The following is a 20050-nucleotide window of genomic DNA, read 5'->3' on the forward strand; positions in this document are numbered from 1 at the left end:
TTTGTTCGCGGGATGATAATTGCAAATGAAGGTTATCCGAGTATAATTTTTGCATATGCTTTTTGCAAATTTTTATAGCGTAAATGATAGAAAGAAGGCCAAAATCAAATGATGCGACTTGCCCGAAAACACCTTGATTGGTGGGCAGTGGCCCTAGCAGTGGGCTTTATGATCGTTCAAGTAGCGTGTGACCTCTCGTTGCCCACGTTGACCTCGAATATCATCGACAAAGGGATTGCCAATAACGACATTGGCTACATCTGGCGGGTTGGTGGTCAGATGTTACTCCTGAGTTTTATCGGCGTCCTCGGGGCGGCCGGTAATGTGTATTTCGCCGCCACCCAGTCCCAGAAAATGGGGCAACGGATTCGGTCGGGAATTTTTAAAAAAGTGACGTTTGCGTCCACAGAAGAGTTTGAGACCGTGGGGAACGCTTCCCTGATTACGCGGACCACGAACGACGTAGTGCAGATTCAAAACGTCATGGTACAGATGTTACGGATGATGCTGATGGCGCCAATCATGCTGATTGGCGCGGGGGTCTTAGCTTACCTGAAGAGTCCGCGGTTAACGCTGGTCTTTTTAGTGGCGCTTCCCGTACTGGCACTCTTTACTGGAGGAATCATGTACTTTGCGGTTCCTCTGTTCAAGAGTCTGCAAAAGAAAATTGACCGGATCAACCTGATCTTCCGTGAAGGCTTGACGGGGGTCCGGGTCATTCGGGCGTTCAATCAAGACCAGTTCGAACAGGATCGGTTTGAAGGTGCCAACCAAGACTACACCAAGACCGGGATTAAAGTCTTCATGATCGTCTCGTTGATGTTCCCCGTGATTACGTTGATTATTAGCGGGACCAACATCGGCATTGTCTGGTATGGGGGCCAATTGATTGCCCACCAGGCGATGGAAGTGGGGAACTTGGTTGCGTTTATGACTTACGCGATGCAGATCCTGATTAGCTTTATGATGGTTTCCATGGTCTTCGTCTTTGTGCCCCGGGCGCAAGCTTCAGCGGCGCGGATCAACGAAGTCATGGACCTGAAGTCGAAGATCAACGACGCGGACCAACCCGTGGACTTACCCAGTCAGAAAGCGAGTCTGGCGTTTGACCATGTCGACTTTCGGTATACGGGCGCTGAGAAGCTGGCGTTAAGTGACGTGAACTTCTCGGCCCAAGCCGGCCAGACCGTTGCCATTATTGGTGGAACGGGGTCTGGTAAATCAACGCTGGTCAACCTGATTCCGCGGTTATTTGACCCCGAGAGCGGGCAAATTCGCCTGAACGGGGTGGGCTTGACGGCTGTTAGTCAGCAGGCCTTACACCAGGCAATCTCCATCACCCAGCAAAAGGCCGTCCTCTTCTCCGGAACGATTCGGAGCAACATGGTCTATGGGATGGCGGACGCGACGGATGACCAGATCTGGCACGCGTTAACGGTGGCTCAAGCGGCTGACTTCACGAAAGAAGCCGGCGGACTGGACGCGGTGGTTGAACAAAACGGGGATAACTTCTCCGGTGGTCAGCGCCAGCGGTTGGTCATTGCGCGGACGATTCTGAAACGGGCCAGTGTCTACGTCTTTGACGATTCCTTCTCCGCGCTGGACTTCAAGACCGATGCGTTGCTACGGCAACAGTTACGGCAAGATGCCCAGGTACAGGCTGGGGTGACGGTCATCGTTGCACAACGGGTCTCGACCGTTGCGGATGCGGACCTCATCTTGGTTATTGATGGTGGAAAGATTGTGGGCCAAGGTACCCATGAGGAATTAAAAGCTCATAATAAGACTTATCAAGAAATTCTAGAATCACAACTGCGGAAGGGAGATGCTGTCGATGCGTAATGGACGCGGTTCAGCGACGATTCAACGCCCCCAGAGTTTTTGGAAGACCACGGGACGCCTCTTTCGCTACATGAAGCCTTGGCTGTTGGGTATTTTAGTGGTGTTGATCTTTGCCGCAGCTTCGGTTATTTTACAAATTCGGACGCCTAAAATTTTAGGGGAAGCCACCACGGAACTCTTTAAAGGGGTCATGAAGGGGACGGCTGAACTCAAGGCCGGTATCGGCCTAACCAGTCTACCCGTTAACTTTGGCAAGATTGGCCACATTTTGGTCATTGTCGCAATTTTGTACGTGGGTTCCGCGCTGTTTGGGATTATCCAGCAAGTCATCATGAACTGGATTGCCCAAAAGGTGGTCTACCAATTGCGGCGTGACCTGAAAGACAAGATGCAACATCTGCCAATCAACTACTATGATACGCATAGTAACGGGGACTTGATGTCCCGGATGGCCAACGATATGGATAACATTGGGGGCACGTTGCAACAGACGCTGTCACAAATGGTGACCAGTGTTCTGACCTTCTTTGGGGTCTTGTACATGATGCTGACCATTAGTGGCTGGTTGACCCTGGTGGCGTTGATCTCGGTACCGCTGAGTCTACTGGTGGTCATGATCGTGGCACCACGGTCGCAGAAGTTCTTCGCGAGTCAACAAAAGAATCTTGGGTTGTTGAACAACACGGTTGAAGAGACTTACGCGGGGCATACCGTGATCAAGACCTTTAACCAAGAAGGCAACGCCCAAGAACAGTTCGAAGAGCATAATCAAAAGTACTACAAGTCAGCTTGGAAGGCCCAGTTCGTCTCCAGTCTGATCTTTCCGTTGATGAACTTCGTTAAGAACTTGGATTACCTGGCTGTCGCCGTTATCGGGGGCATTCAGGTTGCCAACGGCCAAGTGACGTTGGGGAACGTGCAAGCCTTCTTGCAATACACCAACCAATTCTCACAGCCGATTACGCAGATGGCGAACTTGACCAACACGATTCAGGCCACGATTGCGTCTGCTGAACGGGTCTTTGCGGTTCTGGATGAAGACGATATGCCGAATACCGCGACGGCTGAGTTACCGGCTCAAACGACGACGGATCAGGTGATTGAATTCGATCACGTAAACTTCCAGTATGTGCCGGAAAAGCCGCTGATTGAGGACTTTAATCTGAAGGTCAAGCCGGGCGCGATGGTGGCCATCGTGGGACCCACGGGGGCCGGTAAGACCACGATCATTAACCTGCTGGAACGGTTCTACGACGTGGACAGTGGTCAGATCAAGTATCGCGGGCAAGACACCCACGCGGTCTCCCGTACGGATCTGCGCAAGCACTTTGCCATGGTTTTGCAGGATACCTGGCTCTTCACCGGGACCATCTTCGATAACATCAAGTATGGTCGCGAGGATGCGACGGCGGATGACGTGTACGCAGCGGCGAAGGCAGCCCATGCCGATACCTTTATTCGGCAGTTACCCCAAGGGTACGACACGATCTTAAACGAAGCGGCCACGAACATTTCTCAAGGACAACGGCAGCTGTTGACGATTGCCCGCGCCTTTGTGGCTGATCCGGACGTATTAATCCTGGATGAGGCCACGAGTTCCGTGGATACGCGGACGGAAATGCTGATTCAACAGGCCATGACCCGGTTACTTTCCGGGCGGACCAGCTTCGTGGTGGCCCACCGGTTGTCGACGATTCAAAATGCGGAAAACATCGTGGTCATGAACCATGGTCAAATTGTCGAAACGGGGAACCATCAGAGCTTGTTGGCGGCTAACGGTTTCTACGCGGATCTGTATAACAGTCAGTTTGCGGGAAATAATCTCGCTTAATTCAAGTCGGGATGCCCTGATCATCCTGGGACGTGTGGCGTTGCGCTGCACGTCTTTTTTATTTAGCATCATTTTGGCTTGAGAATTGCCTTTCGACCGGGAATGCGGTTAAATAAAAGGCAGAAGAAAGCGAGGAGATTAGATGGCATATCAGGCGACCAAGGCGGCTTTACAGCGGTTGGTGGATGAACACGTGGTCCCCGGGGTCAGCTATGCCCTGATTGATGGCAATCAGGTGGAAACGGGCGCCCTGGGACTGGCGGCCGTGGTCCCGCAACCGGAGACGTTAACTCCGGGGATGACTTATGATTTGGCATCACTGACCAAGGTCGTGGGCACGTTGACCGTCACGCTGCAACTCTTGGCAGAGGGGCGATTAACGTTGGACGCCCCCATCACACGGTGGCTACCGGACTGGACGGACGACCGGGTCACGGTTCGGCATTTACTGACCCACACGTCGGGAATCGTGGGGTACATCCCGCATCGCAACCAGTTGAACGCTGCGGAGCTGACCAAGGCGCTCTATACGCTGCACGTGGGACCCACGTTCAACCGGAAGATGGTGTATGCGGATGTCAACTATATCCTGATGGGGTGGTTGATCGAGGCGCTATTGGGCGAGCCCGTTCAACTGGCGATCAAACGGCGCGTTTTGGTCCCGTTGGGGATGATCCATAGTACGTTCACCCCGATGAACGCCATGCAATGCGTTCCTACAGCGGTGACACCTGAGCGGGGGGTGATTCGGGGGACCGTCCATGATCCGAAAGGGTACGTACTCCAACGGCGGTGTGGTTCGGCGGGGCTCTTCAGCACCGTCGACGACCTGGTCCGCTTCTGTCAGGCGATGCTTCATCCCGAACAGGCTGCGGCGGTCTTGCCGCCTGACTGGATTCACCGGTTAGTGGGGGATTGGACGCCGGATGGCCACGCTGGTCGGTCGTTGGGCTGGGCCCTAACGGCAACGCAGTGGCCTACCCCTCATCGGGTCTTGTGGCACTCGGGCTTCACGGGGACCTACCTGGTGATCGATCCGCAGCAGCAACAGGCCATGGTCTTCTTGACCAACCGGGTGCACCCGCAAGCACCTAACTTGCCTTACTTGGATCAGCGTAACGCCGTGATTGGGACTTACTTGGCCGAAAAGGCCGGTGTTTAACCAAAACTTTGTGGAGGAATCAGGATGGCTAAGATTTACTTTCTTTGTACCGGCAATTCGTGTCGTAGTCAAATGGCAGAAGGGTTTGCTCGACAATTGCTCCCCGCTACCTGGCAGGTCGCCAGCGCGGGACTGGAAGCGCAGGGGGTGAACCCCCGGGCCATTAGCGTGATGCAGGAAGTGGGCGTGGATATCTCGGCCCAACAATCAACGCGTCTGGATTCGTCCGCGTTGGCCCAAGCAACCATGATTGTGACGCTATGCGGGGATGCGCGTGACCATTGTCCGGTCACGCCGGCCACGGTCACCCGCGAGCATTGGCCCTTACCCGACCCGGCGCAAGCAACGGGAACGCCGGAACAGCAACTGGCGGTCTTTCGGGCCGTTCGGGATGAGATTCGGCAACGGGTGGTCGCCTTAGCGCGACAGTTAGCAGATTGAAAATATGACGAAAAGACGCAAAAAAGGCGTGAGAGCTAGTCTCACGCCTTTTTTGGTGGTGTCTTAGAAAGTTGCTGGGATGGGGAGGGCTTCTTGTTGACTGAAGTCCTGGTTCGGGAACTTGCGTTTGAGCGCCGCAACCAAGAGGTGCTTAGCGATGTCCCCGTTCCGGGTCAGGATTGGGCCGTGGAAGTAGGAACAGTAGACGTTCTTGTAAATGGCGCCTTCAGTCCCGTCTTCGCCATTATTCCCTTTACCAGAAATCACGTTTCCTAGTGGACGTTCACCTTGGCCGATGAAGGTTCGTCCCTGGTGGTTCTCAAAGCCGTGGTAGGTCTCACCCGTTTCGGCATTCTTAATCACGATATTACCAATAAACCGGTGGTTATCCTGCTTCAGGGTGTAATGGTCGAGGGCCCCGATTCCGGGAAGCTTTTCGCCATCCGCGCCGATGTAATAGTGACCAAGCAGTTGGTAGCCACCACAGATCGCCAGTAGTGGGCCGTCGGATTCAATGAACTTGGTCAGTTCGGCCTTTTTGGTCTGAATATCCTTAGCCACAATGGTCTGCTCAAAATCTTGGCCCCCACCGAAGAAAGCCAGATCGTAATCGGCAGCGTGGAAGTCTTCTTCTAGGCTGACGATCTTAACGTGTAACTTAACGTCCATTTGTTTGGCGTAGTAGTTCAACGCTAAGATGTTGCCGACATCACCGTAAGTGTTCATCAGGTCGCCGTACAGGTGGGCGACGTTTAAATCGTAAGTCATACGCCGAGTCCCTCCTTAATGTAGCCTTTGCTGGCTAAAATTTTACGCATTTGTAACATGGCCGTGTAGGTTGCCAGGACGTAAACGCGCTGGGTCGGGACCGTTTTGATGCGTTCGACGACCTTTTCCAGGTCCGGTTCGACGATGTGCTTATCGTCAGGCACACCGGCAACCTTGAGCCGGAACGTGATATCCTTGTACCGTTCGCCCCCGGTAATGAAGGTTGGAATATTCAGTCCGGCCAGCTGTTCGAAGTCACCGTCCCAGATCCAACTGGTATCGATTCCGTCCGCGTAGTTCGCGTTGAGGAGACCGACGAAGGAGAAGGGGTGCTGGTCCGTACTGATCATGTGGAGCACTTGGTCCAGCCCAACGGGGTTCTTGACCAAGATGATGGTGACCTGCTTGCCATCGACGTCGATGACTTCTTGGCGTCCAAAGACCCGCTCATTTGCCGTAAAGGCGTGTGCAATCTGGTCAGGGGTGACGTCCAGAAAACGGCCCACAGCGTAAGCCGCTAAGGCGTTGTAGATGTTATAGGTCCCACCCACGTGAATCGTGAAGGGATGGCCGTCCACGTCGAACTGTGACGATGTCGGGGTCTGTTCCCCCAACTTGGTTAGACGATAGGTCAACTCAGGCCGTTCGAACCCACAGTTGGGGCAGAAGTACTTACCTTGGTTACTGTAGGTTAAGGAATGGTAGTGGAGAATGTGTTGACAGTTGGGGCACAGGACCCCATCGGTGTTCGGCTTGGCCTTGAAGTCCTGGTCAGGCTGGTCGTCGAATCCGTAGTATTGAATGGGGTTCGGCAGTTGTTTCGAATTGAAGATGGGAGAGTCCCCGTTGGCGATGATGGTGGCTTTAGGAGCCAGGGCAACGCCATCTAAGATTTTTTGGTAAGTAGTGTAGATTTCACCGTACCGGTCCATTTGGTCCCGGAAAATATTGGTGAACACGAACGCTTTAGGCTGGATATAGGTCGTGACCTTGATCACGTTGGCTTCGTCCACCTCCAGCACTGCTAGGGGCCGACCAGTCTTCGGCCGTTTGGCATTCAAGAAGGTCGTGACAATTCCTTGTTCCATGTTCGACCCCGTGGGATTGGTGAGAATGGAGGGGTACTTTTCGTGGAGGACGGAAACCGTTAGTGCGGTCGTCAACGTTTTACCGTTGGTGCCCGTGATGACGATTACGTCGTATTTGGCGCCCAGAGACCGCAGAATCTGCGGATCTAACTTGAGCGTAATTTTACCTGGTAGAGAACTTCCACCGTGTAGAAACGTGTGGAGAAACCAGTAAGATGATCTCCCCGCAAAGGTGGCAACGCCGCTTCTCAATGACATGGATGATTTCGCTCCTTAATAAAACTAGGTTCATATTCAAGGCTTAATTTTAGCATTTTTTAGCGGAATCGGGGAGTGAAAGCCTTGAACTTTGCGAAAAAGCAAGGAAAGAATCCAAATGGCCGGTCGAATTTTTTATGAGAATCGGCTATAATAGATTGAAAACTGTCAAAAAGGTGGGAGAAACGTGGCGCAGCTCTTTTTTCGGTACGGCGCAATGAACAGTGGGAAGACGATTGAAATTCTCAAAGTCGCGCATAACTATGAGGAACAGGACAAGCGGGTCATCATCATGACCAGTGGCCTGGATACGCGAGACGAGGTGGGGTATATCACTAGTCGCATCGGTCTCAAGCGGGCCGCTCACGCAATCTTTAAGACCACTAACGTGTACGAAGAAGTGAAGCGCCTCGACCCTAACGCCAACTGCGTGCTGATCGACGAAGCCCAATTTCTGACTAAGGCGCACGTTCTTCAGTTGGCGAAAATCGTGGATGACCTAAAGATTCCGGTCATGACGTTTGGCCTCAAGAATGATTTTCGGAACGAACTCTTCGAAGGCTCCAAATATCTTCTATTATATGCGGACAAGATCGAAGAGATGAAGACTATCTGTTGGTTCTGTACCAAGAAGGCCATCATGAATTTACGTTTTCATGATAATCACCCCGTCTATGAAGGGGAACAAGTTCAAATCGGGGGGAACGAAGCTTACTACCCCGTCTGTCGGCGTCACTACTTTAATCCGCCGTTGGATCAAATCGGCAAATAAGAAATCGAGGTTAACACAAGAATGGATGAAATGTTTGATAAGCTCCAAGCCGTCGCTGACCGCTACGACGAACTCAATGAATTGATCAGTGATCCGGAAGTTATCGCGGACACCCAGAAGTTCATGGCCCTGTCTAAAGAAGAAGGGGAATTGCGGGAAACGGTCGAAAAGTATCACCAGTACCAGGATGTCACCAAGCAGATCAAGGATGACGACGAACTGCTCCGGGAAAAGCTGGATGATGATATGGAATCGATGGTCAAAGACGAGCTTAAGGATCTCAACGATCAAAAGGCGAAGTTGGAAGAAGACATCAAGATTCTCTTGTTGCCTAAGGACCCCAACGATGATAAGAACATTATCATGGAAATCCACGGGGCCGCTGGTGGGGATGAAGCCAGCTTGTTCGCTGCCGACCTGTTCAGCATGTACTCTAAGTACGCGGAACGGCAGGGATGGAAGACGGAAATCATCGATGAGAACGCCACGGAAGTTGGTGGGTTCAAGGAAATCGTCATGATGATTTCTGGCGATAAGGTTTATTCCAAGCTCAAGTACGAAAACGGTGCGCACCGTGTCCAACGGGTACCGGTAACGGAATCTGCGGGCCGGGTACACACCAGTACGGCAACGGTCGGTGTGATGCCAGAAGAACAAGACGTCGATATCGATATCGATCCTAAGGATATTCGGACTGACGTTTACCGTTCCTCTGGTGCCGGTGGTCAACACATCAACAAGACGTCGTCTGCCGTTCGGATGACCCACTTGCCAACGGGCATCGTGGTGGCCATGCAAGACGAACGGTCACAACAGCAAAACCGGGCGAAGGCCATGCAGATTCTGCGGGCCCGGGTCTACGACTACTACAAGCAACAAGAAGAAAGTGCCTATAACGCTGAACGGAAGTCGGCGATTGGGACGGGGGACCGTTCAGAACGAATCCGAACCTATAACTATCCGCAAAACCGGGTGACCGACCACCGTATCGGCCTGACGTTGAATAAGTTAGACCGGATCATGAACGGAGAATTAGACGACATCATCGATGCCTTGATTCTTTCCGATCAAGCGGCCAAACTTGAAGACCTCAAGAATAATGGCTAACCCAATCACGTATTTTCAGGCGTTGCGGGAAGCTGAACAGCGGTTGACCCGTGATCATCAGGATTCTAGTGCGGCCCAGTTTCTCCTATTGGAGGGCCATCAGTGGACGTTCACCCAATTGGTGCAGCATTACCTTGACCAGGTCCCCAGTGATGAATGGCAGACGTATCAGCAACAGATTCTCCGGGTGGGGCGTGGTGAACCAGCCCAGTATGTCCTGGGTCACGCGCCGTTTTATGGCCGGGACTTTCAGGTGACCCCAGCAACGTTGATTCCTAGAGAAGAGACGGAAGAGCTCGTTGAGTGGGTGCTGGCCAGTGTGCCAACGCCTAAGGCCCGCGTGATTGACGTGGGGACAGGGAGTGGGGCCATTGCCGTGACCTTGCAGGCCGAACGACCGCAGTGGCAAGTGACGGCGACCGATATCTCAACGGCTGCGTTGCAAGTGGCACAAGCTAACGCCCAGCGGCTAGCATCTAAGGTGCGGTTTACTAGTGGGGACCTACTAGCCCCAGTACAGGGACAACGGTTTGACGCCATTGTGTCGAATCCTCCCTACATCGACCGGAAAGAATTAGCCGTGATGGACGATTCTGTTCGACGTTACGAACCCGAGCAAGCATTGTATGCGGCGGACCACGGCTTAGCTTTTTATCATCGGTTTGCGGCGGTGCTCACGAATTTCTTAGCGCCTAAGGGGGCCTTCTTTGCCGAGATTGGTTATCGGCAGGGGCCGGCCGTTCAGGCTTTGTTTCAGCAGGCTCTGCCGGAGGCAACCGTGACGATTAGGCAGGATATGAGCGGCCATGACCGGATGGTTCGGGTAAACTTAACAGATTAAAAGAGGAAGAGAGTACAGGTATGGAAACTCAAATTTTTCAACCAAATCAAGTTGAGGCAGCGGCAGCCTTATTGAAGGCCGGTCAATTAGTGGCTTTTCCCACTGAGACCGTGTACGGATTAGGTGCTGATGCGACGAACGAAACGGCAGTCAAAAAGGTCTATGCGGCCAAGGGGCGTCCTAGTGACAACCCCTTAATCGTGACGGTTACCGGACAAGCCATGGTCGAGGAATACGCCCAACCGCTTTCCGCTACGGCTCAAAAGCTGATGCAAGCCTTTTGGCCAGGCTCTTTGACGTTGATCTTAAACCTACAGCCGGGTGCCCTCTCTAAGGCAGTGACGGGCGGACTGCGGACGGCGGCTTTTCGTAATCCTAAAAATAAGACCACGTTGAACCTGATTCAAGCTGCCGGGGTTCCTATCGTGGGGCCTTCGGCAAATACGTCGGGGAAACCTAGTCCGACCCTAGCTCAGCACGTCTACCACGATTTGAACGGTAAGATTGCCGGGATCGTCGATGACGGTCCAGCGGCCGTGGGAGTGGAGTCGACAATCTTAGACTTGACCGCAGACGTGCCCACGATTCTGCGTCCAGGGGCGGTCACGGAAGAACAGTTGGCGGCCGTCATTGGGACGGTTCGGTCGAACCATCACAAGGTGGGGGCAACTGAAGTTCCTAAGGCGCCTGGAATGAAGTACAAGCACTACGCTCCGGATGCCCAGGTCTACATCGTGGACCAGGTGGCAGATTGGCCGGCTGCTCTACAGTGGGCGGCTCAACAGACCACACCAGTAGGAGTGATGGCCGTGGATTCCGTTCTAGCTGACCAGACGTTACCTGCAAATACGGAAGTCTTTTCGTTGGGAACTGACATTGCGAGTGCTAGTCATTTACTCTTTGATGGCCTACGCCACTTTGACTTAGAATCCCCAGTTAAGAACATCTTGACGCAGGGCTTCCCACCAGTGGGATTAGGGGCAGCTTATATGAATCGGTTGAACAAATCTGCCGGTCAGATGCATTTTTCAAAATAAATAGGATTTCAGCAAGCGGTTCCCCGCTTGAGCGAAAAGTTTGGTAAAATATAACCAGCAATACGCTCAAGCTTAGGAGGGACCGCTTTTGAATTATCAAGAAAAAGATCCAGCATTGTGGGACGCGATTCATCACGAAGAACAACGCCAAGAAGACACGATTGAATTAATTGCTTCTGAAAACATTGTGAGTGCCGCTGTTCGGGCCGCCCAAGGGTCGGTACTGACCAATAAGTACGCTGAAGGGTATCCTGGCAAGCGCTACTACGGGGGAACCCAATACATTGATGTGGTCGAGCAACTAGCCATCGATCGGGCCAAGCAACTCTTTGGTGCGGAATATGCTAACGTTCAGCCGCATTCTGGGTCGCAGGCTAATCAGGCGGTTTATGCGGCCTTTCTTAAGCCGGGCGACACGATTCTAGGAATGGGCTTAGATTCCGGGGGTCACCTGACGCATGGGGCTAAGGTCAACTTCTCCGGGAAGCTCTACCGCACGTTTAGTTACGGGCTGGACCCGCAGACGGAACGCCTGGATTACGAGGCCATTCGGCAACAAGCATTAGACGTGAAGCCGCAATTGATTGTGGCGGGCGCTTCGGCTTATTCGCGGATCATCGATTGGCAAGCTTTCCGTCGAATCGCCGATGAAGTGGGGGCCTACTTAATGGTCGACATGGCTCACATTGCGGGGTTAGTTGCGGTAGGCTTGCATCCGAGTCCCGTGGGGATTGCGGACGTCGTCACGACCACGACCCATAAGACGTTACGGGGACCACGGGGCGGCTTGATCCTTTCCCAGGAAAAGTATGCTAAGCGGCTTAATTCAGCGGTCTTCCCGGGGACGCAGGGAGGACCTTTGGAACACGTGATTGCCGGGAAGGCTGCGGCGTTCTTCGAAGATCTACAACCAGATTTTAAGACCTATGGCCAGCAGATCATTGACAACGCTCACGCCATGGCAGCGGCCTTCAAGGAAGCGCCGAAGGTCCGGGTGGTTTCCGGCGGGACGGATAACCATTTGATGACGTTGGACCTGTCACAGACCACGCTGAACGGCAAGCAAGCCCAAGACTTGTTGGATAGCGTGATGATTACGACCAATAAGGAATCGATTCCTAACGAGACGTTAAGTCCATTCAAGACGTCCGGTATTCGCTTGGGAACTCCGGCGATTACGACGCGTGGCTTTAACGCCGCAGAGTCCCGTGAAGTTGCCGAGCTGATTGTTAAGACAGTGCTGAATCCAACCGATGACGCCGTCTTAAATGACGTTCGGGCGCGCGTTCATGCGTTAACGCAGGCGCACCCGCTAACAGCCCTGCAATAAAATTAGGATAAAAACGATTTCATGGCTAAAAAGACCACTATCCTGGCTCAGATAATGGTACAATTGTAAGAAATAATAAAGGAGCGTTTATTCATGGGGAAGTTTCAAGTACTCGACCACCCGTTGATTCAACACAAGCTGACGATTATTCGTAACAAAAACTGTGGGACCCGCAGTTTTCGGGAGGTCGTTAATGAGATCTCAACTTTAATGGCCTACGAAGTCTCTCGCGATATGCCGCTACAGGACAAGGAAATTGAGACGCCGGTTTCCAAGATGACTGCTAAGGAACTCGCTGGTAAGAAAGTAGCCATTGTGCCCATTCTCCGTGCCGGTATTGGCATGGTCGATGGTATTTTGGAGCTGATTCCAGCTGCCAAGGTCGGACACATCGGGATGTACCGGGATGAGAAGACGTTGCAGCCTCATGAATATTTTGTAAAATTACCATCGGATATTAATCAACGCCAAGTTTTCGTGGTTGATCCGATGCTGGCAACTGGTGGTTCTGCCATCATGGCCATTGATGCTCTGAAGAAGCGGGGCGCGACGAACATTAAGTTCGTGTGCTTGGTTTCAGCACCAGAAGGGGTCAAAGCCTTACAAGAAAAGCACCCGGATATTGACATCTACACGGCGGCCTTAGATGACCACCTGAACGAAGATGGCTACATTGTACCTGGTCTAGGCGATGCCGGTGACCGGTTATTTGGGACGAAGTAAACGTTAAAGGAGATCCGACTTTGGTCGGGTCTCTTCTTTCGTTATCATTTGAAACCCAATTGTTTGACTGGTCAACTAATGGGCTGATTGCGCACGCAAATAGCGAACGAAAACGGTTTCGTTGCCCGTAGTACGGTAAAGCTAGCCAGGAAGCTGACTTAGTAAATACCCGGAATTTTCGGGAAAATTGTTTTGTTTTTTATGTGAATTGGTGGTATGATTTCCAGTGTATTTGAATGGAGCGCTCGCTTCGTTCACTATTCCGTAATTTCTCGGATGGCAAGCTGGTTAAGCCAGTTTTTGTCTCTTAGCAGTTACGTCCATATAGTGTTGAAAAGAGGTGATATTCGGTGAATGATGGTCCAGTTTCAACCTTCCAATTTCTGGGATTGACATTTAGTACTGCAAATGTCGTGTCCGGATTAGTGGTTTTCCTATTGGTGTTTACTGTGGTGTTCTTTACATCGCGGCATCTGGCTTTGAAGCCTACCAAGGGGCAAAACTTTCTGGAATGGCTGATTGAGTTTACCAATGGAATTTTGAAAGGGTCGATCCCAGCTAACCAAGTTAGCAGCTTTGGGCTGTACGGGTTTACGTTATTCCTCTTCCTGTTCTTGTCCAACCAATTGGGGTTGTTCCTTCAATTAACGTTCCATGGCGCTACCATTGTCCGCAGTCCTACGTCAGATCCAATCGTGACCTTGACGTTCTCACTGATGACTTTGATGCTAGCGCAATTTGCAGGAGTACAGCGGCTAGGGTATAAGAAGCATTTTGCTAACTACCTTAAGCCGTTCGTCTTCTGGTTACCAATTAGCATCTTCGAAGAGTTCACGAATTTCCTGACATTGGGTCTTCGTATCTTCGGGGTGATCTTCTCAGGTGAAATGTTGTTAAAACTCATTTGGGGGTTAGCAACGTCTCATGGCATCGCGACGATGATTGTCGCTGTTCCAATTGAAATGGTTTGGCAAGGGTTCTCTGCATTCTTGGGGGCCATCCAAGCTTTCGTCTTCGTCACGTTGTCGTCAGTTTATATTTCTCAAAAGATTGAAGTCGAGGAATAGAATCATTTTCAAAATTTAAGGAGGAAACACACATTATGGGAGCAATTGCAGCTGGTATTGCTATGGCCGGAGCCGCTATCGGTGGTGGTGTCGGTGATGGTATCGTTATTTCTAAAATGCTTGAAGGGATGTCTCGTCAACCTGAACTGTCAGGTCAATTACGGACGAACATGTTCATCGGTGTTGGGTTAGTTGAAGCCATGCCTATCATCGCCTTCGTTGTGGCCTTGATGGTTATGAACAAGTAATTCACTTATTTCTCAATTATTTGACAGTAAAAGGAGGTGTCAATAGATGCTCTCACATTTAGTAGCTGGTCAAACGCTGTACTTCGGTGACTCGTTGTTCTACATCGTCTGCTTCTTACTGTTGATGTGGTTGATCAAGATTTTTGCTTGGAAGCCTGTCACTAAGATGATGCAAGACCGGTCAGACAAGATTGCCAACGATATCGACTCTGCCGAGAAATCTCGGACGGATGCCGCTAGCTTGGTTGCTAAGCGCCAAGAAGCTTTAAACGCTTCTCACGCTGAAGCCCAAACGATCGTGCAAACTGCCAAGACCAATGGTCAACAACAGCGGGATCAAATCGTAGCGCAAGCTCAAACGGACGTGCAAACGTTGAAGGCCACTGCCCAAAAAGACATTGCGCAAGAACGTGAAGACGCGCTGGCCAATGCCCGGGACGATGTTGCGGACCTATCTATTGAGATTGCTTCCAAGATCATTCAAAGAGAATTAAACGCTGATGACCAAAAAGCATTGATTGATTCTTACATTGAAGGGTTGGGGAAGCAACATGAGTCTTAATAGGACAACGGTAGCGAAACGCTACGCACGCGCATTGTTTGAATTGTTGTCCGAAAAAGACCAATTGGAGTCAGTTTATCCTGAACTTCAAGAGCTTCGACGTGTCTTCCAGGACAACCCACAATTGGGTACTGTACTCTCAGACGCTAGTCTACAAGCTGCTGATCGCGAGAAACTGGTGAGTCAATTGGCTGAATCAGCTTCGCCTTACGTTCAAAACCTCATTCACATGGTGTATGACTATGGACGGATGGATGCGATGGTTGCCATTCTGGACCAATTCCAGCGCTTGTATGATGATTTGCATCATACCGTTTATGCGCAAGTCACGACGGCAATTGAACTTTCTGCTGAGCAGAAGGATAAGATTGCGGCGGCCTATGCGCAACGGGTTGGCGCTCAGAAAGTTATTTTAGACAGTCAGGTCGACCCAACGATCATTGGCGGTGTTGTGGTTCAATCTGCCGGGATGATCCTTGATGGGAGTCTTAAGACGAAAATCAACAAGTTGCGGCGTCAACTGTTGTCATAAAAAATCTGTAGGTAAAGAGGTGAAACTTTCATGAGCATTAAAGCTGAGGAAATCAGTACTCTAATTAAACAACAATTAGAAAACTATAAAGATGAACTCTCAGTTGAAGAAACTGGTACGGTAACTTACGTTGGTGACGGGATTGCTCGGGCCCACGGCCTGGACAATGCCTTGCAAGGTGAGCTGCTTTTATTTGATAACGGGGTTTATGGCTTGGTCCAAAACCTTGAAGCCAGTGACGTAGGTATCGTTATTTTAGGTGATTACACTGGAATCACTGAAGGCGACACCGTTAAGCGGACTGGTCGAATCATGGAAGTTCCCGTTGGAGATCAATTAATTGGCCGGGTCGTAAACCCATTAGGTCAACCAATTGATGGCAAGGGGGACATTAAGACTGATAAGACACGACCAATTGAACATAAGGCACCAGGTGTTATGGACCGGCAAGGGGTTAGCGAACCTCTGCAAACCGGGATTAAGGCCATCGATGCTTTGGTTCCAATTGGACGTGGTCAACGTGAATTAATCATTGGTGACCGGAAGACCGGTAAGAGTTCCATTGCGATTGATACGATCATTAACCAAAAAGATCAAAACATGATTTGTATCTACGTGGCCATTGGTCAAAAGGAATCAACGGTTCGGTCCCAAGTTAATACGCTGCAACAGTTTGGCGCCATGGATTACACGATCGTGGTTTCCGCCGGCCCATCTGAACCAGCACCATTGCTGTACATCGCGCCTTACGCCGGTGCCGCAATGGGTGAGGAATTCATGTTCAACGGCAAGCACGTGTTGATCGTCTACGATGATTTAACCAAGCAAGCCGATGCTTATCGTGAACTTTCTTTGATTTTACGGCGGCCACCAGGTCGTGAAGCCTACCCTGGGGATATCTTCTACACCCACTCTCGTTTATTGGAACGGGCAGCGAAGTTGAATGATGATCTCGGCGGTGGGTCCATGACCGCGTTACCAGTGATTGAAACCAAGGCCGGTGACGTGTCTGCCTACATTCCAACCAACGTAATTTCCATTACCGATGGTCAAATCTTCCTGAACAGTGATTCGTTCTATTCAGGGGTTCGGCCAGCCATGGATGCCGGGACGTCTGTTTCCCGGGTTGGTGGGGATGCCCAAATCAAGGCCATGAAGAAGGTTGCCGGGACTTTGCGGTTGGACTTGTCCTCCTACAAGGAACTGGAATCCTTTGCGCAATTCGGTTCTGATTTGGATGCAGCGACCCAAGCTAAGTTAGCACGTGGGGCCCGGACGGTGGAAGTCTTGAAGCAAGGCTTACACGAATCCGTTCCCGTTGCTAAGGAAGTTGTGATTTTGTTTGCGTTAACGCATGGTCACCTCGACAAGCTCGAAGTTGAAGATGTTTTACGCTATCAAAATGAGTTGTTTGACTTTATGGACAGTTCGCACAAGGATCTCGAGGATTCCATTACGAAGACGGGGAACTTACCAGAAGGTAACGCCCTGGAAGACGCAATCAAGGAATTCGACCAGACTTTCCAACCGTCCAAGCACGCTGAAGCTGCAGCCAACGACTCAGAAAACTAAGATTGCTTGAAGGAAGGATGGTGAGGAACAATGGCTGAATCGATTCATGACGTTCAACGTCGGATTAACTCGACCAAGGCTACCCGCCAAATTACGGCGGCCATGCATATGGTTTCGACGGCGAAGTTAAACAAGATTCAGAAACACGCGACCGGCTACCAAGACTACGTGTCAAAGGTAAAGGCAGTCGTGATGCACCTTTCGCAGTCTCATCTGTTGGATAATTCCTCAAGCAACCTGCAGTCAGATCGTCCAGTTAAGAAAACTGCCTACTTGGTGATTACCTCTGACCGGGGCATGGTGGGAAGCTACAATAGTAGTGTCCTCCGCGATGCTAACCGGTTTATCGACAAGCGGACGCCGAATCCCGACGACTACATGGTGTTAGCCGTTGGTGGGACGGGTGCAGATTTCTATAAGCACCGGGGAGTCAATGTGGCTTACGAATACCGTGGCGTTAGCGACGTTCCTGAATTCAATGAAGTTCGGGAAATCGTCAAGACGGTTACCACGATGTTCGATAACCAAGTGTTCGATGAACTCTTTGTTTGCTACAACCACTTTGTTAACCGGATTTCATCCCGGTTCCGGGCTGAAAAGATGCTACCAGTGGATAAGGAAACCCTGACCACTGACGCAGCCAACGATACGCCAACTAAGCCGTTAACGGCGGAGTATGACACGGAGCCTTCTGAAGCAGAAGTGCTGCAGGTCGTGCTACCACAGTACGCGGAAAGCTTGGTATATGGCGCGATTCTGGACGCTAAGACTTCTGAACATGCATCTAGCACCAACGCGATGCAGTCCGCTACTGATAATGCCGATGATTTGATCGCAACGTTGCAACTGCACTATAACCGTGCACGTCAAGCCGCGATTACGACTGAAATCACCGAAATTACCGGTGGTCAAGAAGCCTTAAACAAATAATGACGGGAGGAATTAACGAATAATGAGTACTGGTAAAGTTGTTCAAGTTATCGGACCAGTCGTCGACGTTGAATTCCCATTAAATGATGAATTACCTGACATTAACACCGCCTTAAACATCAAAAAAGATGACGGCAGTGTCTTAGTTACCGAAGTTGCCCTGGAATTGGGTGACGGTGTGATGCGGACCATTGCCATGGACGGTACCGACGGTCTTCGCCGGGGTATGGAAGTTGAAAACACGAAAGCTTCAATTTCCGTTCCTGTTGGTGACGACACCTTAGGTCGGGTGTTCAACGTTTTAGGGGAACCAATTGACGGCGGCGCCGAATTTGGTCCAGATGCTGAGCGGATGCCAATTCACCGTGACGCACCAAAGTATGACGAATTAAACCCTACGACTGAAATCCTGGAAACGGGGATCAAGGTCATTGACTTACTCGAACCTTACGTTCGTGGTGGGAAGATTGGGTTGTTCGGTGGTGCCGGTGTTGGTAAGACCGTTTTAATTCAAGAATTAATTCATAACATTGCCCAGGGTCATAACGGGATTTCCGTCTTCACCGGTGTTGGTGAACGGACTCGTGAAGGGAATGATATGTACTGGGAAATGAAGGGTTCCGGTGTTTTGAAGCAAACCGCCATGGTTTACGGACAAATGAACGAACCTCCTGGTGCCCGGATGCGGGTTGCCTTGACCGGGTTGACTATCGCGGAATACTTCCGGGATGTTAAGGGCCAAGATGTGCTGTTGTTTATCGACAACATCTTCCGGTTCACGCAAGCCGGTTCTGAAGTTTCTGCCTTACTGGGGCGGATTCCTTCAGCCGTTGGTTACCAACCAACGTTGGCCACTGAAATGGGGCAATTGCAAGAACGGATTACGTCAACCAAGAAGGGCTCAATCACTTCGATTCAAGCCGTTTATGTGCCAGCCGATGACTACACCGACCCGGCGCCAGCGACGACTTTCGCCCACTTGGATGCCACGACTAACTTGGAACGTTCTTTGACGCAACAAGGGATTTATCCAGCCGTGGACCCATTGGCTTCAACGTCAACGGCCTTGGCCCCAGAAATCGTGGGTCAAGAACACTACGACGTTGCGACGCAAGTCCAACACGTTTTGCAACGGTACCATGAATTGCAAGATATCATTTCCATCTTAGGGATGGATGAATTGTCTGAAGAAGAACAAACGATCGTTAACCGTGCGCGGCGGATCCAATTCTTCTTGTCACAACCATTCTCCGTTGCTTCTCAATTCACTGGTATGGATGGGAAGTACGTTAAGTTGGATGATACGATCCGGAGTTTCAAGGACATCTTAGCTGGGAAGTACGATGACTTACCAGAAGACGCTTTCCGGAACTGTGGGAGTATCGAAGACGCGGTCGCTAAGGCCAAGGAAATGAACGAAGCAGTTGCCAACGACTAGGGAGGGATTCTAATTGGCTGATAATTCATCAGTATTATCCGTTAGTATCGTCACTCCCGATGGTCGCGTGTATGAACACGAGAGTACCTTTTTAGTGGTCACCACGAAATTAGGACAACTCGGGATCATGCCAAATCACGTTCCGGTCATTACTTCTTTGGAAGTTGACGAGGCCCGGATCAAGCATGATGACACGGAAGACAAGGTTGCCGTTAACGGTGGCTTCCTTGAATTCTCGAACAATACGGCCACCATTGTTGCTGACAGTGCGGAACGTCAAGACGACATCGATGTCGCCCGGGCGGAAAATGCACGTCAACGGGCTGAGAAGACCATCAAGCAAGCGCAAGCAGCGCATGATGCAGACTCCTTAGCACGGGCTGAAGTTGCGTTACGACGGGCCGTTAACCGGATTAACGTCGCAAAGCACTAATGAAAAAATTAACATTTAAATAAATGGATTTTTAATGGCAATTCTCATCTGAGGGTTGCTATTTTTTT

20 protein-coding genes are annotated in these 20050 nt (G+C 51.0%); 18 read left to right on the forward strand and 2 right to left on the reverse strand.

Annotation, left to right across the window (positions count from 1 at the left end):
* Positions 1 to 108: 108 nt before the first annotated feature.
* The 4 genes from RIN67_RS04660 to arsC all read left to right on the forward strand — a co-directional run bounded on the left by RIN67_RS04660 (position 109) and on the right by arsC (position 5276).
* Positions 109 to 1842, forward strand: a complete 1734-nt coding sequence (locus tag RIN67_RS04660) for an ABC transporter ATP-binding protein (RefSeq protein ID WP_264999157.1) — start codon at positions 109 to 111, stop codon at positions 1840 to 1842.
* Positions 1835 to 3673 (forward strand): ABC transporter ATP-binding protein, encoded by a 1839-nt coding sequence (locus tag RIN67_RS04665; protein WP_264999158.1) that lies wholly within the window; start codon positions 1835 to 1837, stop codon positions 3671 to 3673. The genes RIN67_RS04660 and RIN67_RS04665 overlap by 8 nt, the downstream gene beginning before the upstream one ends.
* Positions 3674 to 3815: 142 nt before the next feature.
* Positions 3816 to 4835, forward strand: a complete 1020-nt coding sequence (locus RIN67_RS04670) for a serine hydrolase domain-containing protein (protein ID WP_313825999.1) — start codon at positions 3816 to 3818, stop codon at positions 4833 to 4835.
* A gap of 24 nt (positions 4836 to 4859) precedes the next feature.
* Positions 4860 to 5276 (forward strand): arsenate reductase (thioredoxin), encoded by a 417-nt coding sequence (arsC, locus tag RIN67_RS04675; protein WP_264999160.1) that lies wholly within the window; start codon positions 4860 to 4862, stop codon positions 5274 to 5276.
* Positions 5277 to 5339: 63 nt separating this feature from the next.
* On the opposite strand, the gene RIN67_RS04680 is transcribed toward arsC, so the two are convergent.
* Both RIN67_RS04680 and RIN67_RS04685 read right to left on the reverse strand, forming a co-directional pair.
* Entirely contained in the window at positions 5340 to 6044 is a 705-nt protein-coding gene (locus tag RIN67_RS04680) for a type 1 glutamine amidotransferase (protein ID WP_264999161.1), read from the reverse strand.
* Positions 6041 to 7390 carry a Mur ligase family protein gene (locus tag RIN67_RS04685; protein WP_024746913.1) on the reverse strand — a complete coding sequence of 450 codons (1350 nt, stop codon included), beginning with the start codon at positions 7388 to 7390 and terminating at the stop codon, positions 6041 to 6043. The genes RIN67_RS04680 and RIN67_RS04685 overlap by 4 nt, the downstream gene beginning before the upstream one ends.
* 187 nt (positions 7391 to 7577) lie before the next feature.
* Between RIN67_RS04685 and RIN67_RS04690 the strand changes: the two genes are divergently transcribed.
* The 14 genes from RIN67_RS04690 (at position 7578) to RIN67_RS04755 (ending at position 19982) form a co-directional block, all read left to right on the forward strand.
* Positions 7578 to 8162 carry a thymidine kinase gene (locus RIN67_RS04690; RefSeq protein WP_024746914.1) on the forward strand — a complete coding sequence of 195 codons (585 nt, stop codon included), beginning with the start codon at positions 7578 to 7580 and terminating at the stop codon, positions 8160 to 8162.
* Positions 8163 to 8183: 21 nt separating this feature from the next.
* Positions 8184 to 9269 carry a peptide chain release factor 1 gene (prfA, locus tag RIN67_RS04695; RefSeq protein ID WP_024746915.1) on the forward strand — a complete coding sequence of 362 codons (1086 nt, stop codon included), beginning with the start codon at positions 8184 to 8186 and terminating at the stop codon, positions 9267 to 9269.
* Positions 9262 to 10110: a peptide chain release factor N(5)-glutamine methyltransferase gene (gene prmC / locus RIN67_RS04700; RefSeq protein WP_264999162.1), complete on the forward strand. Its 849-nt coding sequence runs from the start codon at positions 9262 to 9264 to the stop codon at positions 10108 to 10110. Before prfA ends, prmC begins: the two co-directional genes overlap by 8 nt.
* Positions 10111 to 10130: 20 nt before the next feature.
* A complete protein-coding gene (locus tag RIN67_RS04705) occupies positions 10131 to 11147 on the forward strand; it encodes an L-threonylcarbamoyladenylate synthase (protein ID WP_264999163.1) in 1017 nt (338 codons plus the stop codon).
* A gap of 88 nt (positions 11148 to 11235) precedes the next feature.
* Entirely contained in the window at positions 11236 to 12477 is a 1242-nt protein-coding gene (gene glyA, locus RIN67_RS04710) for a serine hydroxymethyltransferase (protein ID WP_264999164.1), read from the forward strand.
* A 93-nt stretch (positions 12478 to 12570) separates the two neighbouring features.
* Positions 12571 to 13200 (forward strand): uracil phosphoribosyltransferase, encoded by a 630-nt coding sequence (gene upp, locus RIN67_RS04715; protein ID WP_024746919.1) that lies wholly within the window; start codon positions 12571 to 12573, stop codon positions 13198 to 13200.
* 350 nt (positions 13201 to 13550) lie between these two features.
* A complete protein-coding gene (gene atpB, locus RIN67_RS04720; RefSeq protein WP_264999165.1) occupies positions 13551 to 14267 on the forward strand; it encodes a F0F1 ATP synthase subunit A in 717 nt (238 codons plus the stop codon).
* Positions 14268 to 14302: 35 nt separating this feature from the next.
* Positions 14303 to 14515, forward strand: coding sequence for a F0F1 ATP synthase subunit C (gene atpE, locus RIN67_RS04725; RefSeq protein ID WP_024746921.1), 213 nt, complete (start codon positions 14303 to 14305; stop codon positions 14513 to 14515).
* Positions 14516 to 14561: 46 nt separating this feature from the next.
* Positions 14562 to 15077, forward strand: coding sequence for a F0F1 ATP synthase subunit B (gene atpF, locus RIN67_RS04730; RefSeq protein WP_024746922.1), 516 nt, complete (start codon positions 14562 to 14564; stop codon positions 15075 to 15077).
* Complete coding sequence (atpH, locus tag RIN67_RS04735) at positions 15067 to 15609, forward strand: ATP synthase F1 subunit delta (protein ID WP_024746923.1); 543 nt, start codon at positions 15067 to 15069, stop codon at positions 15607 to 15609. The genes atpF and atpH overlap by 11 nt, the downstream gene beginning before the upstream one ends.
* A gap of 30 nt (positions 15610 to 15639) precedes the next feature.
* Positions 15640 to 17181 carry a F0F1 ATP synthase subunit alpha gene (gene atpA / locus RIN67_RS04740; RefSeq protein WP_024746924.1) on the forward strand — a complete coding sequence of 514 codons (1542 nt, stop codon included), beginning with the start codon at positions 15640 to 15642 and terminating at the stop codon, positions 17179 to 17181.
* Positions 17182 to 17211: 30 nt separating this feature from the next.
* The gene (locus RIN67_RS04745; protein WP_024746925.1) at positions 17212 to 18111 is read left to right on the forward strand and encodes a F0F1 ATP synthase subunit gamma; all 900 of its coding nucleotides are present in this window, start codon (positions 17212 to 17214) and stop codon (positions 18109 to 18111) included.
* A gap of 22 nt (positions 18112 to 18133) precedes the next feature.
* Complete coding sequence (gene atpD / locus RIN67_RS04750; RefSeq protein ID WP_024746926.1) at positions 18134 to 19549, forward strand: F0F1 ATP synthase subunit beta; 1416 nt, start codon at positions 18134 to 18136, stop codon at positions 19547 to 19549.
* A gap of 13 nt (positions 19550 to 19562) precedes the next feature.
* On the forward strand, positions 19563 to 19982 hold the full coding sequence (locus tag RIN67_RS04755; protein WP_264999168.1) for a F0F1 ATP synthase subunit epsilon: 420 nt from the start codon (positions 19563 to 19565) through the stop codon (positions 19980 to 19982).
* Positions 19983 to 20050: the final 68 nt, after the last annotated feature.

The organism is Levilactobacillus namurensis (assembly GCF_032197885.1).
Taxonomy (GTDB): Bacteria; Bacillota; Bacilli; order Lactobacillales; family Lactobacillaceae; genus Levilactobacillus; species Levilactobacillus namurensis_A.

Excerpts from the sequence above, each read along its gene's own strand:
- RIN67_RS04660 (WP_264999157.1), top strand. The coding sequence starts at position 109 with ATGATGCGACTTGCCCGAAAACACCTTGATTGGTGGGCAGTGGCCCTA.
- RIN67_RS04665 (WP_264999158.1), top strand. The coding sequence starts at position 1,835 with ATGCGTAATGGACGCGGTTCAGCGACGATTCAACGCCCCCAGAGTTTT.
- RIN67_RS04670 (WP_313825999.1), top strand. The coding sequence starts at position 3,816 with ATGGCATATCAGGCGACCAAGGCGGCTTTACAGCGGTTGGTGGATGAA.
- arsC (WP_264999160.1), top strand. The coding sequence starts at position 4,860 with ATGGCTAAGATTTACTTTCTTTGTACCGGCAATTCGTGTCGTAGTCAA.
- RIN67_RS04680 (WP_264999161.1), bottom strand. The coding sequence starts at position 6,044 with ATGACTTACGATTTAAACGTCGCCCACCTGTACGGCGACCTGATGAAC.
- RIN67_RS04685 (WP_024746913.1), bottom strand. The coding sequence starts at position 7,390 with ATGTCATTGAGAAGCGGCGTTGCCACCTTTGCGGGGAGATCATCTTAC.
- prfA (WP_024746915.1), top strand. The coding sequence starts at position 8,184 with ATGGATGAAATGTTTGATAAGCTCCAAGCCGTCGCTGACCGCTACGAC.
- prmC (WP_264999162.1), top strand. The coding sequence starts at position 9,262 with ATGGCTAACCCAATCACGTATTTTCAGGCGTTGCGGGAAGCTGAACAG.
- RIN67_RS04705 (WP_264999163.1), top strand. The coding sequence starts at position 10,131 with ATGGAAACTCAAATTTTTCAACCAAATCAAGTTGAGGCAGCGGCAGCC.
- upp (WP_024746919.1), top strand. The coding sequence starts at position 12,571 with ATGGGGAAGTTTCAAGTACTCGACCACCCGTTGATTCAACACAAGCTG.
- atpE (WP_024746921.1), top strand. The coding sequence starts at position 14,303 with ATGGGAGCAATTGCAGCTGGTATTGCTATGGCCGGAGCCGCTATCGGT.
- atpF (WP_024746922.1), top strand. The coding sequence starts at position 14,562 with ATGCTCTCACATTTAGTAGCTGGTCAAACGCTGTACTTCGGTGACTCG.
- atpH (WP_024746923.1), top strand. The coding sequence starts at position 15,067 with ATGAGTCTTAATAGGACAACGGTAGCGAAACGCTACGCACGCGCATTG.
- atpA (WP_024746924.1), top strand. The coding sequence starts at position 15,640 with ATGAGCATTAAAGCTGAGGAAATCAGTACTCTAATTAAACAACAATTA.
- RIN67_RS04745 (WP_024746925.1), top strand. The coding sequence starts at position 17,212 with ATGGCTGAATCGATTCATGACGTTCAACGTCGGATTAACTCGACCAAG.
- atpD (WP_024746926.1), top strand. The coding sequence starts at position 18,134 with ATGAGTACTGGTAAAGTTGTTCAAGTTATCGGACCAGTCGTCGACGTT.